Genomic DNA, 13,515 nt, shown 5'->3' on the forward strand with positions numbered 1-13,515 from the left:
GAACTCGCTGCTCTGATCGCCGTCGTCAGCGATGCCTACTCGCTGCTCTGATCGCCGTCGTCAGCGATGCCTACGCGCAGGAGGGCGCGGAGGCCGTCGCCGACGAGCCTGTGGCATCCGCCTGGATGCGCACACAGCGGTCTCTGCGGACTCCGCTGCGCCGAGACATCCCCTGGGGCCGATTCTCCGGCTGAAGACGACCGCGCCCGCAGGCATTCTTCGCCATGGATGCGAGAGAGACAGACTCGCATCACCCCAAAACGGCGCATCCGACTCAATAGTACATCGATTGGAATTACTATTCCGGTCTCTGCGCCGATATACCGGAACTACGGACGGAGTGCCGTCGCCTCCCGCAGGTACAGATCGGATGCGCGCGGCGTCAGGATCTGATCCAGCACCACGCACGCAGCGCCGACCGCCCCCACGTCATCACCGACGATCGTGCCCGTCACCGGGATCTCCCGCACATCACGGGTCGCACTGCGCCGGTGCAGTTCCCCGGGCAGCTCGCGGAGGTAGATCGCGGACACACGGTCCCAGAACGGTCCCCCCAGCACGACTCGATCGACGTCGAGCATGTTCGTGAGCACGGCGATCAGCACGGCGAGCGAACCGGCAGCGCGTTCGAGCACAGCCGTGGCCGGGGCATCACCCGCCGCAGCACGTTCGCACAGCATCGTGAAGCGCTCCTCGACGGCATGCACACCATCGATCTGACGGTCGCCGTCGAAGACCCCCGCCGCCTCGGCCTGCTCGACGATGGCCTGAGGGGTGCACACGACCTCGACGCACCCTCGAGAGCCACAGGCGCACGACGGCCCGTCCGGATCCACCACGATGTGCCCGACCTCGCCGAAGTTGTGTGAGCTCCCGCGGATCGCGTCTCCCTCCCGAACGAGTGACGCGCCGACACCGGTGCCGAGGTACACGAACAGGAAGGATCCGTCGGCTGCGCCGTTCCCCGTCCACACCTCTCCCACCGCGGCAGAAGTGGTGTCCTTCTCCACGACGACCGGAAGGCCCGTCGCTTCGGCCAGGACCGCACGAAGCGGCACGCGGTGCCACCCGTTGAGCTTCGGAGGATCGATGACCGTCCCGACAGCCGCGTCCAACGGCCCCGGCGCTGCAACGCCGATTCCGGCGACTCGTGAGCGATCGATCCCCGCGTCCGAGATGAGGTCGTCGATCGCACCGGCCATGGTCTCGACCACCGCTCGAGGATCCCTGTCTCCCGCCCGCACGACGCGTCGACGCACGACTGCGCCGGCGATGTCGAGCAGCACGACGGTGATGACGGCGGGGTCGAGATGCACGCCGACCGAGAACCGACTCCCCGCGACCAGTCGCAGGGTGATGCGTGGCTTGCCCGGGCCGTTGATGGTGCGACCGGCCTCGGCGATCAGCCCGTCGTCCAGGAGCCGCCGCGTGATGTTCGTCACGGTCTGCGCCGAGAGGCCTGTCGCCTCGACCAGTTCGATCCGGCTGAGTCCCTCGACCGACCGTCGGATGGCCTCGAGGATGACCGACTGGTTGAAGTCACCCATTCGGGGAAGGTTGGTTCCGCGGCGCATGCCCATGCCTCATCATCTCGTATCGCGGGGGCGATCTTGTCCCCCAAAATACCTACAGACAAACGTGTTGACCATGTCCGAGACTGATGGGGACGCTTCGCGTTCGGCTGGTCTCTCGGTCCCAGGGTAGACAGACGCAGATCGGCCACAGGCGGACGGTTTTCGGGTAACTGTTCCGCATGGCGAGGGGCTGGCGATATCGCCGCCCCTCGCCCATTCTGACTGACCTCGACTCCGATTTCCTCCCCCGATCGGAGCCGAGGGCAGAGGGGGTCTTCGCCGGGAGATGCCTCAGGCGGTGCGGCGTGGGATCTCGTGCCAGACATCCACGGCATCGTCGTCGCTCGTGCCGCCGGATCCCGCCCGGCCCACGACGGTGACGGCGGTCAGCGGATCGCTCGCGGCCCGGATGATCCATCGCTCCGCCTCGGCGCTGCGCAGAACGGCGGCGAGCTCGTCACGGATCTCCTCCCGACGAGCGTCCTCGACGTCGGAGAGTCCTCCCTCGTCGAACACCGTCACGACCGCACCCCGGCGTCGAGCATCCGCGATCGCATCGCGCACCGCGTCGTTCAGCAGATCCGCGCCGCGGAGCTCATCGCGCAGTCGCCCTTCGGCCAGTCGGGCCTCCAGTCGCTCCTCGGCATCGAGTGCGCCGTGCGTCGCGACCGCTCGGCTGAGCACCGGACCCGCCACCGCGAGCGCGAACTGAGTACGGATCCGACGTTCCCGCTGACGCACCTGCTGCGTGGCGTGCCAGGCGGAGACCGCCTGCTGGATTCCCGCCAGCCGCTCCGTGTCGCGCACGGCGCGATCCCAGAACATGACCAGGAGGTGCGCGACGGCTGCCCACATGGCAGACCCGACGAGCCCGAGGGCCAGCGCATCGGTGAACCCGAGGAAGACCGATGACTCGGCGATCAGGATGACGACGATCGCCCATCCGATGACGAACCGCCTCCGGACGATGCAGACCACGCCGAGCACCCCGATGGCGCCGATGTACCAGGTCGCGAACGGTGCGCGCAGCGTCAGCGGGTCGAGCGAGAAGGTCACGAGTGCCGGGATGATCGCCGCAGCGGCGAGTGCGGCGACCGCCGCCCACATGGGCATCCGCACGACGATCGCGGAATCCCAGAGGATCGCGATGTTCACGACCACGAGGTAGAGGCCGATCGCCGCCACCATGAGCAGCGGGCCCGTCGGCTGATCGATCCACCAGATGCCACGAGCCGCGAAGTACATCGCGAAGCCGACGGCGAGTGAGGTGGCGACACTGCGCACCGTCCGGTTCACGGGCGCACCCACCCGAGCGATACCACGGTCCCGGACGCGCTCGACTCGATCTCGGCCGTGCCGGCGACACCAGCCATGCGGGCGAGGATCGACGCGCGGATGCCGAGCCGGTCGGGTCCGATCGCAGCGAGGTCGAACCCCGGCCCCGAGTCGGAGATCGTCACGGTGATGCCCTCGTCACCGCGTCCTTCCGCGACGATGTGCAGCCCGCGACCGTGCGCATGTGTGACTGCATTGCCGAGGGCCTGGCGAGCGGCGAGGACGAGTGCCCGCGCCACTCGGCCGGGAATGAGTCCGGGTCCGCCCCGCTCCTCGACGATCGCGTCGGCGCCGAGCTCGGACAGCGCCCGGCGCAGTTCGACGACGATCTGCGCCGCGGCGACGGGTTCGTCGCTGCCCTCCTGTGCGACGGCGGCCTCGGTGTTCGCGAGTCGCGTGAGAGCCTCGCGCGCCATTCCGACGGCCAGATCGCGCGCGCGCTCGCCCTCCGCCCTCTCCGCGGCGATGAGCGCGGCCAGGACGCTGTCGTGCATCAGAGCCGACATGGCGACGCGTTCCTCCTCCGTCGCGGCCGCGGCCGCGGCAGCCGCGTACGACGCGACTGCCTGCGCACGCGCTTCATCGACACCGGCCGCGACGGAGCGGAACATCCACCCCAGGGAGATGATGACGATGCCGAGGATCAGTGTGAACGAGACGTCGAACGCCGTGGTGACCCAGAATTCCGGAGAGAAGTCGCCTTCCACCAGCCGGACGTAACCGTAGACGAACGGCAGGCCGACGGCCCAGGCGAACTGCAGCCAGAGAGGGAAGGCGAGCATGGCCGCGACGACGCCGACGTTGACGAGGAAGAAGATCCACGGCTGCTCGGAGGCCGCCCTGTCACCCATGCCCATGATGGTCGGCCAGGCGCCGAGCGCGAGGACGTAGGCCACGGCGAAGATCCCGGAGGTGGTGCGGACGCCACGACCGATGACGCATGCCACGAGCATGGCTGCGAGCGGCACGTAGACCGCGAGCAGCATCGCGATACGGGGCGACTCGTCCCACGACATCGCCGTGACAGCGGCGATGAAGGCCTGCACGCCCAGCACGCCGGCACCGACCGCGACGACGGTCGCAAGGATGCGTTCCATCCGCTTGCCGGTGAAGCGCTCGAACTCCGTCTCCACGCTGCCCGGAGAAGGGATCTTGCTCCAGGCCTCGCGGATGCTGAGCGCGTCAGCCGGCACTCGGCGCCCCGTCTGCGGCGACGATGCCGTCCTCCATCGCCCGGCGCAGCAGATCGACCTTGGTCGGTGCGGGTCGACCCACATCGACGTACTTGACGCGGATGCGGGTGATGTTCTCCTTGGCGGTGGAGTAGGCGACTCCCAGTCGCTCTGCCACGGCTTTCAGCGGGAGTCCCGTCGCATAGAGGCGCAGTACCTCGCGCTCTCTGGTCGAGAGCTGCGCATCCGCGAAGTCGCGGTCGCCGTCGACGGCGCTCGCCCACTCGACGTTGTTGAGGGCCTCACCCTGCGCGACCGTGCGGATCGCGTCGAGCACGTCGTCGAGGGCCGAGGACTTGCTCACGACCCCCGCCGCTCCGGCGGCGAGCGCCTCCCGCACCGCCGCAGGGCGATCGGCGACGCTGTGGATGACCACGCTCGCGCCGTCGGCCACGAGCGACGACACGTTCTCGGTGACGGTGGTGCCGTCACCGAGGGTCAGATCGAGTACGACGACATCGGCCGACGCGGCAGACGTCGCGGCGCGCCAATCGAGGTAGGAGACGACCGTGCTGCCCGAGAACACGACGGACTGTTCACCGTCGCGAGCGCATGCCGCCTCGAGACCGAGGCGAACGGATTCGTGATCGTCGATCAGTGCGACCCTGCTCATCACTCCAGCCTAGTGATGCCCCGGGCGACGCTCGCCCACGGGACGTCAGCGTGTGAGCAACGCGACGACCTCGAAGTGGTGGGAGTGCGGGAACAGGTCGAAGCCGCGCAGGGTCTTCACTTTCCATCCGTGTGCGCGGAAGGTGCCGAGGTCACGAGCGAGGGCGACAGGATCGCAGGCCACGTAGGCGATCGCCTCGGGGGCGAGCGTGTGCAGCGCGTCGACCACCGCGCGGCCGGCGCCGGCTCGGGGAGGGTCGAGCACGACGGCACCGACCGATGCACCCGCTGAGGCTCCTGCGAGGTAGCGATCGACGCGCGCGGTGACCGCGGTGACCTCGAGCGGTGCGAGGTTGCGGCGGGCATGCTCGGTCGCCCGCCGACTCGATTCGACGGTGACGATGTCGGTCCCGCCGAGATCGGCGAGGGAGGCGGCGAAGAGACCCACACCGCCGTAGAGGTCGAGATGTCTCTTCGCCGGGTCGACATGTCCGTCGAGAATGCCGTAGACCGCCCCGTCGAGCACGGAAGCAGCCCGCGAGTGCACCTGCCAGAATCCGCCGGCATCCACCTGGAAGCGGCGATCCCCGACCTGCTCATAGACGACCTCGGGCGCCGGACGGCGACCCTGACCGCGCGCGGGACGCTCGTCGAGACGGTCACGACGGATCACGCGCACGGAACCGTCGCCCGGTTCGACGAGATCCACACTGCCGGGGTCACCGGACGCGAGTGCGAGCGCCGCCTTCTCGATCCCGGGGCGAGCGAGCGGATGCGAGCCGACCGGGATCACCCGGTGGCTGCGGGCGGCGTAGGGGCCCACGTTCCCCTCGCCGTCGACGTGGAGCGTGACCCTCGTGCGCCATCCGGTGCCGTCACCGGATTCCACCGCCTCGATCTCGGGAGCGTCGAGCCCGGAGCCGGCGAAGCGGTCGAGTGCCTCCGTGAGCACCTGGCGCTTCAGCACACGCTGGTGCTCGAGATCGATGTGCCCGAGGTCTGCACCGCCTGGACGGTCCTCCGGCGCGCGCGCGACGTCCGCTTCGGACCAGATGTGCGGGCGGCGATGGGGAGAGGCCTCGAGGACCTCGACGGTCTCGGCTCGCCAGAAGCTCTTCGACTCCCCCGTCGAGTCCTCGCTCAGGCGCGCGCGTACGCGCTCCCCGGGGATCGCATCCGAGACGAAGACGACTCGTCCCTCATGGCGGGCGATGAAGGTACCGCCGTGCGCGATGCCGGTGATGTCCAGATCGAGCAGGGCTGGGGAAGAAGTCATCCTTCGAGGATACGGTGGTGAACATGCGCGTCTGCCTCGCCTCCACATCTCCCGCCCGATTGATGCTTCTGCGACAGGCCGGGATCGAACCGCTCACGCAGTCGCCCGAGGTCGACGAGGACGCTGTCGCCGCAGCTGCCGCGGCCGAGCGGGGCTCCGACCTTCCGCCGGCCGAACTGGTGCTGTTGCTCGCCAGGGCCAAGGCGGCGGCGGTCGCGCACGAGCTCGCGGCGATCGGAGAGTTCGACGGCATCGTGATCGGCGGCGACTCGATGTTCGAGATCGGCGGCCGGGTCTACGGCAAGCCGTACACGCCCGAGGAGGCGACCCGCCGTTGGCACGAGATGCGCGGCGCCACCGGCATCCTCCATTCCGGCCACTCCGTCTTCCGGGTGTCCCCCGGTGCCGTCCCCGAGGAGGCGATGGCGACAGCCGACGCATCCGTCACCTTCGCCGACGACATCACGGATGCCGAGATCGCGGCCTACGTCGCGTCCGGCGAACCCCTGCACGTGGCGGGCGCCTTCACCGTCGACAGCCTGGGCGGCGCGTTCATCACCCGCGTCGACGGCGATCCGTCGACGGTCGTGGGGATGTCCCTGTCGACGGTGCGCCGACTGGCCTCCGACCTCGGCGTCGCGTGGACAGACCTCTGGTCGTAGAGTCTCGTCGACGTTTCCCCTACTTTCTTGTGGAGAGTCGTCAAATGGATCGTCCTGCTTCTCGCTAGGCTGACAACCATGCCTGATATCGCCAAGGTGCTCATCGCCAACCGCGGCGAGATCGCCGTACGCATCATCCGTGCCGCTCGTGACTCGGGGATCGCCTCGGTCGCCGTGTACGCCGACCAGGATCGCGACGCTCTGCACACTCGCCTCGCCGACGAGGCCTTCGCCCTCGGCGGAGCCACGAGCGCCGAGACCTACCTGCAGATCGAGAAGATCCTCTCGATCGCCCGCCGCGCCGGCGCAGACGCCGTGCACCCGGGCTACGGCTTCCTCGCTGAGAACGCCGAGTTCGCCCGTGCCGTGATCGGCGCGGGCATGACCTGGATCGGCCCCTCTCCCGAGGCCATCGAGGCCCTCGGCGACAAGGTCACCGCTCGTCACGTCGCCGAGAAGGTGGGCGCCCCGCTCGCCCCCGGCACTCCCGGCCCCGTCGCCGGCGCCGACGAGGTCGTCGCCTTCGCGAAGGAGTTCGGCCTGCCGATCGCGATCAAGGCCGCGTACGGCGGCGGCGGACGCGGCCTCAAGGTCGCTCGCGAGCTCGACGAGGTCGCGGAGCTGTTCGAATCCGCGACGCGCGAGGCCGTGGCCGCCTTCGGCCGCGGCGAGTGCTTCGTCGAGAAGTACCTCGACAAGCCGCGCCACGTCGAGACGCAGTGCCTGGCGGATGCCGAGGGCAACGTCGTGGTCATCTCGACCCGCGACTGCTCGCTGCAGCGCCGTCACCAGAAGCTTGTCGAGGAGGCGCCCGCGCCGTTCCTCACCGACGAGCAGAACGACCTGCTCTATTCGGCGTCGAAGGCGATCCTCAAGGAGGTCGGCTACGTCGGCGCCGGGACCTGCGAGTTCCTGATCGGTGCCGACGGCACGGTGTCGTTCCTCGAGGTGAACACCCGTCTGCAGGTCGAGCACCCGGTCTCCGAAGAGGTCACGGGCATCGACCTGGTGCGTGAGCAGTTCCGCATCGCCGCCGGCGGCACCATCGACTACGACGACCCGAAGCCGACCGGCCACTCGATCGAGTTCCGCATCAACGGCGAAGACCCCGGTCGCGGGTTCCTCCCTCAGCCCGGCCCCGTCCACGTCTTCAAGACCTTCGGCGGCCCCGGCATCCGCCTCGACTCCGGCGTCACCGCCGGCGATTCGGTCTCGGGTGCGTTCGACTCGCTACTCGCGAAGATCATCGTCACGGGCAAGGATCGAGCCGAGGCTCTCGAGCGCTCGCGCCGCGCCCTCGACGAGTTCGAGGTCGCCGGACTCCCGACCGTGATCCCCTTCCACCGCAAGGTCGTGAACGACCCGGCCTTCACCGCCGAGAACGGCGAGTTCGGCGTCTTCACCCGCTGGATCGAAACCGAGTTCGTCAATGACATCCCCGCGTGGGACGGCGAACTCGAGTCGCCCGCCGCCGCGGAGAACCGCCACACCGTGGTCGTCGAGGTCGCCGGCAAGCGGCTCGAAGTCAGCCTGCCCGACCGCGTCGCGGTCGCTGCAGGAAACGTCGGACGACCCGCTGCCGTGCCGCCGTCGCGTCGGAGCCACGCGACCTCCGTCAGCGCCGGAGCGTCCGGCGACGCCGTGAAGTCGCCGATGCAGGCCACCGTCGTCAAGGTCGCCGTCGAAGACGGGCAGCAGGTCGTCAAGGGCGACCTCGTCGTGGTCCTCGAGGCGATGAAGATGGAGCAGCCGCTGCAGGCGCACAAGGACGGCGTGATCGGCAATATCAACGCGAGTGCGGGTGCCACCGTCTCGGCCGGTCACCAGCTGCTCACGATCAGCTGACCGCAGCTCTCAGTCACGAAGGCCCCCACCTCGAGGTGGGGGCCTTCGTGTGTGTCAGGCGGAGGGTGCCGATGCGCACCACTCGTCGAACATCCGCTGTCCCGCCGCTGTGCCGAGAATGGCACGTGCCGACGGTGAGCCGAAGAACGCCCGCAGCGCAGACCACACGACCTGCGGATGGACCTTCAGCATCGCCGGGGCCACGGAGACGGTGGCCGGCGCTCGCGATCCCTTCGTCACGATCACCCGGGCAGGATCCACGCGAAGACGGATCAGCGGAAGCTCGTCCATGCCACGACGAGGTTCGGTGACATTCGGCTCCACGCCGCGGATCGCGCTCCACGGCAGGTACAGGGTCTCGGCCGCGCGGATCAGGATGACCCCGTCCGGGCCGACTCCGACCCCGATCGGTCGACGCCCGAACGAATCGGCTCGGTACTGGGTGATCGCCGCACGCACGGCCGTGTAGACGAACAGCGCAGCGGATGCCGCGAGCACCGCCACACCGAGGAAGGCCTCCGGACGGCCGGTCACGCCGATCCCGATCGCCACGATCGTCGCGGCCGTCAGGACGAGCGCCCACACGACGCACAGCAGCAGGGTGACGACGCCGGGGCGCCTCTCTGACACGAAGTGCACGCGGACATCGGGCGTCCAGCTTCGCCCCGGCGTCAGCGTCGCCGTGTCGATCAGCCTCGCTCGCCCCTGCCCGAACGGCCTCCGGGCACTCACGGCCGACGCCGTCAGGCCGAAGAGGGCGAGCGCCGCACCCGACCAGAGCGGACCGGCCGCGCCTGCCGAGAATCCGATCATGGCGCCCGCGACCGCGAACAGCGCGATGGCGAGCCAGAGCATGCCGCGGTTGCGTCGAGGTCGACGCTCACCCCATGCCGCCGGCCACTCCTGCAGCGATGGCGGTGCGCTCGTCTCGGTCACTGTCCCCTCCCCCCGTGCGGCGACCGACGGCGGGACGCTACGAGATCTTCGCGTTGACGAGGTGCATCGCGCGACTCGCGTCGGTGATGCTGCTCGACAGCGACGGGTATGCCGCGAAGACGCGGGAGACCTGATCGACCGTGAGGCGTCGCTCGACAGCGACGGCGATGGGGTAGATCAGTTCGGATGCCTTCGGCCCGACGATCACGCCGCCGATCACGGTGCCCGAGCCCTTGCGGGCGATCAGCTTCACGAAGCCGTCCTTGATGCCCATCATCTTCGCGCGCGGGTTGGCGGCGAGCGGCAGCTTGTAGACGAGCCCGTCGGCGACGCCGTCTTCGACGTCCTTCTCGGAGTAGCCGACCGTGGCGATCTCGGGGGCGGTGAAGATGTTCGAGGTGATCTTGATCAGTTCGAGCGGGATCACGATGTCACCGAGCGCGTGGAACACCGCCGTACGCCCCTGCATGGACGCCACGGATGCGAGCGGGAAGAAGTTCGTGCAGTCGCCCACCGCATAGACGTTGGGGACCGACGTGCGTGCCACGCGGTTCACGCGCACGTGCCCCGACTCGTCGAGCTCGACCCCCGCATCCTCGAGGCCGATGCCCGCGGTGTTGGGGATCGATCCGACGGCCATCAGGCAGTGGCTGCCGTCGACCGTGCGTCCGTCCGACAGCGTCGCCGTCACGCCGTCCTTCGTGACCTCGACCTTCTCGGCACGAGCCTTGGAGAGCACCGTCATGCCGCCGCGCTTGAAGACCTTCTCGAGCACGCGCGCAGCATCCTGGTCCTCACCGGGAAGCACCTGGTCGCGGCTGGAGACCAGGGTGACCTTGGCGCCGAGGTTCATGTAGGCCGAGGCGAACTCGGCGCCGGTCACGCCGGATCCGACCACGATGAGGTGCTCGGGCAGAGCCTTCATGTCGTACAGCTGCGTCCAGGTGAGGATGCGCTTGCCGTCGGGCTTCGCCGAGTCCAGCTCGCGCGGCGACGCGCCGACCGCGACGATGATCGTGTCGGCCTCGATACGGTCGAAGTCCGTGCCGCCGTGGCCGGTCGAGACGATGATCGCGTTCGGCCCCTCGAGACGCCCGTGTCCGGACAGGATGCGCACGCCGGCCTCGAGCAGCGCGGAGCGCATGTCCTCGGACTGCTGTCCGGCGAGGGCGATGAGTCGCTTGTTGACCGCAGCGAGGTTGATGGCGATCTCGGGCTTCAACGGCTTGCCGTGCTCGCCCTTCGCGTAGAACTGCACACCGAGGTCAGAGGCCTCCGAGATCGCGATGGCCGCATCGGCCGTCGCGATCAGGCTCTTCGAGGGCACGACGTCGGTGAGGACCGCCGCACCGCCGACACCCACACGCTCGACCAGGGTCACCTCGGCTCCGAGCTGGGCCGCGGCGAGTGCCGCCTCGTAGCCGCCGGGACCGCCGCCGAGCACGGCGACGCGCTGAGTGCGCTCAAAAGGGGTGGAAGACATGGTTCCCATTCTCTCGCAATCCTGGCACCCGAGCCTGCACCTTCCTAGAGTGGATCCATGTCCGAAACACACACCAACCCCCTCGACGATCCCACCGCGAACCCGTTCGAGGTCGCCGCCGCAGCCGCCGCAGACATCGCGCGGCTGACCGGAGTCGAGACGCACGACATCGCCCTGACCCTCGGCAGCGGATGGGGGAAGGCCGCCGACATCATCGGCGAGACCACCGCCACGATCCCTGCCACCGAGGTCACCGGTTTCTCGAAGCCGGCGCTCGAGGGTCACGTCGGCACCTTGCGCAGCATCCGCACCCCCGACGGCAAGAATGTGCTCGTCATCGGAGCCCGCACCCACTACTACGAGGGCCACGGCGTGCGTCGGGTCGTGCACTCCGTGCGCACCGCGGCAGCGACCGGGGCGAAGATCATGGTCCTCACCAACGGGGCCGGCGGAGTCAGGGAGACCTGGACGCCGGGACAGCCCGTGCTCATCAGCGATCACATCAACCTCACCGCTGACTCGCCGCTCGAGGGTGCCACCTTCATCGACCTGACGGACCTCTATTCGACCCGCCTGCGCGACATCGCCCGCACCGTCGACCCCACTCTCGACGAGGGCGTGTACACGCAGTTCCGCGGTCCGCACTACGAGACGCCGGCCGAGGTGCAGATGGCGAAGCACATCGGCGGACACATCGTCGGCATGTCGACCGCCCTCGAGGCGATCGCCGCGCGTGAGTCCGGCATGGAGATCCTGGGCTTCTCGCTCATCACGAACCTCGCCGCCGGCATCCAGAAGACCCCGCTCAGCCACGCAGAGGTGATCGAGGCGGGCCGTGAGGCGGAGCCGGTGATCTCGGCGCTGCTGGCCCGAGTGGTCGAGGCGCTGTGAGTGACGAGCGCCTCGCGCAGGCTCGCGCCTGGATGAGGCAGGACCCCGACCACCAGACGCGTGACGAGCTCGCCGCGGTCATCACCCGAGCCTCGGCCGGCGATGACGACGCGGTCGCCGAGCTCGACGACCGTTTCGGCACACGTCTGGCGTTCGGCACGGCCGGCCTGCGCGGTGCCCTCGGCGCCGGCAGCAACCGCATGAACCGCGTGCTCATCGCACAGGCCGCGGCCGGGTTCGCGGCCTATCTGCGCGAGCGCTCGACCGGCGACACCCCGACGGTCGTCATCGGCTACGACGGCCGTCGCAACTCGCGCGTCTTCGCCGCCGACTCGGCGGAGCTGTTCGCCGGCGCGGGACTCCGCGCGATCCTGCTGCCTCGTCTGCTGCCGACCCCGGTGCTCGCCTTCGCGGTCCGTCACCTCGGCGCGGACGCAGGAGTCATGGTCACCGCCTCGCACAACCCGCCGAACGACAACGGCTACAAGGTGTACCTCGGCGGTGCGAACCAGGGAGCGCAGATCGTGGCCCCGGCGGATGCCGAGATCGCGGCTCACATCCAGCGCGTGGCCGATGCGGACGACATCTCGGCGCTCCCCCGCTCGACCTCGTATGAGACCGCGGGTGAGGACGTCGTCGACGCGTACATCGCGGCCACCGCCGCCGTCGCTCCGGCCCCGAAGTCGGCCTCCGGCCTGCGCTGGGTGTACACGGCGATGCACGGCGTCGGCTGGGAGACCCTGTCGAAGATCGTGACCGCCGCGGGCTACCCGCAGCCGATGGTCGTCGGAGAGCAGCTGAAGCCCGACGCGACCTTCCGCACCGTGTCGTTCCCCAACCCCGAGGAACCGGGAGCGATGGATCTGGCATTCGCGCGCGGACGACGTGTGCAGGCCGACTTCATCCTGGCCAACGACCCGGATGCCGACCGCCTCGCCGTGGCCGTTCCCGATGCCTCGTCGGAGAGCGGATGGAGACGACTCACCGGCAACGAGGTCGGGCTGCTGCTCGGCGCCCGCGCGGCGAAGGCCGCGGAAGGCACCGAAGGCGCCTCACTCGCGTGCTCGCTCGTGTCGTCGCCGGGTCTCGGTGCCATCGCCGCACACCACGGACTCGAGTTCCACGAGACGCTCACGGGGTTCAAGTGGATCTCCCGCGCCCCCGGCATCGTGTACGGGTTCGAGGAGGCGCTCGGCTATCTGGTCAATCCCGAGACCGTGCGCGACAAGGACGGCATCTCGGCCGCCGTCGCCGTTCTCGGCCTCGCCGCCGAAGCCCACGAGCGCGGCTCGTCGCTCAGCGATCTGGTCGCTGAACTGGGCGAGACGTACGGCCATTTCGCGAGCGGGCAGGTGTCGATCCGGGTCGACGATCTGTCGGTGATCGGGCGCGTGATGCTGTCGCTGCGCACCCTGCCGCCGACGCGATTCGACGCCCACTCGGTCGCCTCGGCCGAAGATCTGCTGCACGCCCGCGAGGGCGCGCCGTCCGGTGACGTGCTGCGCTACCGTCTGGCAGACGGCTCCCGCATCATCGTGCGACCGAGCGGCACCGAGCCGAAACTGAAGGTCTACATCGACGCCAAGGCCGACTCGGCCGACCGCGCCGCTGAGATCGTCCGCGAGCTCGAGGCCGCCGTGCGCTCCCTCCTGGAAGAGCGCTCGTAACG

Annotated in this window: 12 protein-coding genes; 5 read left to right on the top strand and 7 right to left on the bottom strand. The window is 69.3% G+C overall.

Annotated elements, in window-relative coordinates; all coding sequences use genetic code 11:
- A partial coding sequence (locus IXW21_RS06770) for an acyl-CoA carboxylase subunit epsilon (protein ID WP_194763511.1) occupies positions 1-194 on the top strand: 194 nt, incomplete at its 5' end.
- 135 nt (positions 195-329) lie between these two features.
- Here the strand turns inward: IXW21_RS06770 and IXW21_RS06775 are convergent.
- From IXW21_RS06775 to IXW21_RS06795, 5 genes are all read right to left on the bottom strand, one after another.
- Positions 330-1,547: an ROK family transcriptional regulator gene (locus IXW21_RS06775; protein WP_194763512.1), complete on the bottom strand. Its 1,218-nt coding sequence runs from the start codon at positions 1,545-1,547 to the stop codon at positions 330-332.
- 318 nt (positions 1,548-1,865) lie between these two features.
- Positions 1,866-2,870 (bottom strand): hypothetical protein, encoded by a 1,005-nt coding sequence (locus IXW21_RS06780; protein ID WP_194763513.1) that lies wholly within the window; start codon positions 2,868-2,870, stop codon positions 1,866-1,868.
- Complete coding sequence (locus IXW21_RS06785; protein WP_194763514.1) at positions 2,867-4,102, bottom strand: sensor histidine kinase; 1,236 nt, start codon at positions 4,100-4,102, stop codon at positions 2,867-2,869. Before IXW21_RS06785 ends, IXW21_RS06780 begins: the two co-directional genes overlap by 4 nt.
- Positions 4,092-4,754: a response regulator transcription factor gene (locus IXW21_RS06790; protein ID WP_194763515.1), complete on the bottom strand. Its 663-nt coding sequence runs from the start codon at positions 4,752-4,754 to the stop codon at positions 4,092-4,094. Before IXW21_RS06790 ends, IXW21_RS06785 begins: the two co-directional genes overlap by 11 nt.
- A 45-nt stretch (positions 4,755-4,799) precedes the next feature.
- On the bottom strand, positions 4,800-6,029 hold the full coding sequence (locus IXW21_RS06795; RefSeq protein ID WP_194763516.1) for a class I SAM-dependent RNA methyltransferase: 1,230 nt from the start codon (positions 6,027-6,029) through the stop codon (positions 4,800-4,802).
- Between the two features lie 23 nt (positions 6,030-6,052).
- Here IXW21_RS06795 and IXW21_RS06800 point away from each other — a divergent pair, with 23 nt between their 5' ends.
- Positions 6,053-6,691, top strand: a complete 639-nt coding sequence (locus IXW21_RS06800; RefSeq protein ID WP_194763772.1) for a Maf family protein — start codon at positions 6,053-6,055, stop codon at positions 6,689-6,691.
- Positions 6,692-6,769: 78 nt separating this feature from the next.
- A complete protein-coding gene (locus tag IXW21_RS06805; RefSeq protein WP_194763517.1) occupies positions 6,770-8,536 on the top strand; it encodes an acetyl/propionyl/methylcrotonyl-CoA carboxylase subunit alpha in 1,767 nt (588 codons plus the stop codon).
- A gap of 54 nt (positions 8,537-8,590) precedes the next feature.
- Here the strand turns inward: IXW21_RS06805 and IXW21_RS06810 are convergent, their stop codons facing one another.
- Positions 8,591-9,472, bottom strand: a complete 882-nt coding sequence (locus IXW21_RS06810) for a hypothetical protein (RefSeq protein WP_194763518.1) — start codon at positions 9,470-9,472, stop codon at positions 8,591-8,593.
- Positions 9,473-9,509: 37 nt separating this feature from the next.
- Positions 9,510-10,964 carry an NAD(P)H-quinone dehydrogenase gene (locus IXW21_RS06815; protein ID WP_194763519.1) on the bottom strand — a complete coding sequence of 485 codons (1,455 nt, stop codon included), beginning with the start codon at positions 10,962-10,964 and terminating at the stop codon, positions 9,510-9,512.
- Between the two features lie 48 nt (positions 10,965-11,012).
- Between IXW21_RS06815 and IXW21_RS06820 the strand changes: the two genes are divergently transcribed.
- Together IXW21_RS06820 and IXW21_RS06825 are read left to right on the top strand one after the other, a co-directional pair.
- Positions 11,013-11,846, top strand: a complete 834-nt coding sequence (locus IXW21_RS06820) for a purine-nucleoside phosphorylase (protein WP_194763520.1) — start codon at positions 11,013-11,015, stop codon at positions 11,844-11,846.
- Positions 11,843-13,513 (top strand): phospho-sugar mutase, encoded by a 1,671-nt coding sequence (locus tag IXW21_RS06825; protein ID WP_194763521.1) that lies wholly within the window; start codon positions 11,843-11,845, stop codon positions 13,511-13,513. Before IXW21_RS06820 ends, IXW21_RS06825 begins: the two co-directional genes overlap by 4 nt.
- Positions 13,514-13,515 lie beyond the last annotated feature (2 nt).

This window comes from Microbacterium sp. UFMG61 (genome assembly GCF_015354505.1).
Taxonomy (GTDB): Bacteria; Actinomycetota; Actinomycetes; order Actinomycetales; family Microbacteriaceae; genus Microbacterium.

Bases quoted from the DNA above. Each gene is read 5' to 3' on its own strand.
- IXW21_RS06775 (WP_194763512.1), bottom strand. From the start codon at position 1,547: ATGGGTGACTTCAACCAGTCGGTCATCCTCGAGGCCATCCGACGGTCG.
- IXW21_RS06820 (WP_194763520.1), top strand. From the start codon at position 11,013: ATGTCCGAAACACACACCAACCCCCTCGACGATCCCACCGCGAACCCG.
- IXW21_RS06815 (WP_194763519.1), bottom strand. From the start codon at position 10,964: ATGGGAACCATGTCTTCCACCCCTTTTGAGCGCACTCAGCGCGTCGCC.
- IXW21_RS06795 (WP_194763516.1), bottom strand. From the start codon at position 6,029: ATGACTTCTTCCCCAGCCCTGCTCGATCTGGACATCACCGGCATCGCG.
- IXW21_RS06800 (WP_194763772.1), top strand. From the start codon at position 6,053: ATGCGCGTCTGCCTCGCCTCCACATCTCCCGCCCGATTGATGCTTCTG.
- IXW21_RS06790 (WP_194763515.1), bottom strand. From the start codon at position 4,754: ATGAGCAGGGTCGCACTGATCGACGATCACGAATCCGTTCGCCTCGGT.
- IXW21_RS06805 (WP_194763517.1), top strand. From the start codon at position 6,770: ATGCCTGATATCGCCAAGGTGCTCATCGCCAACCGCGGCGAGATCGCC.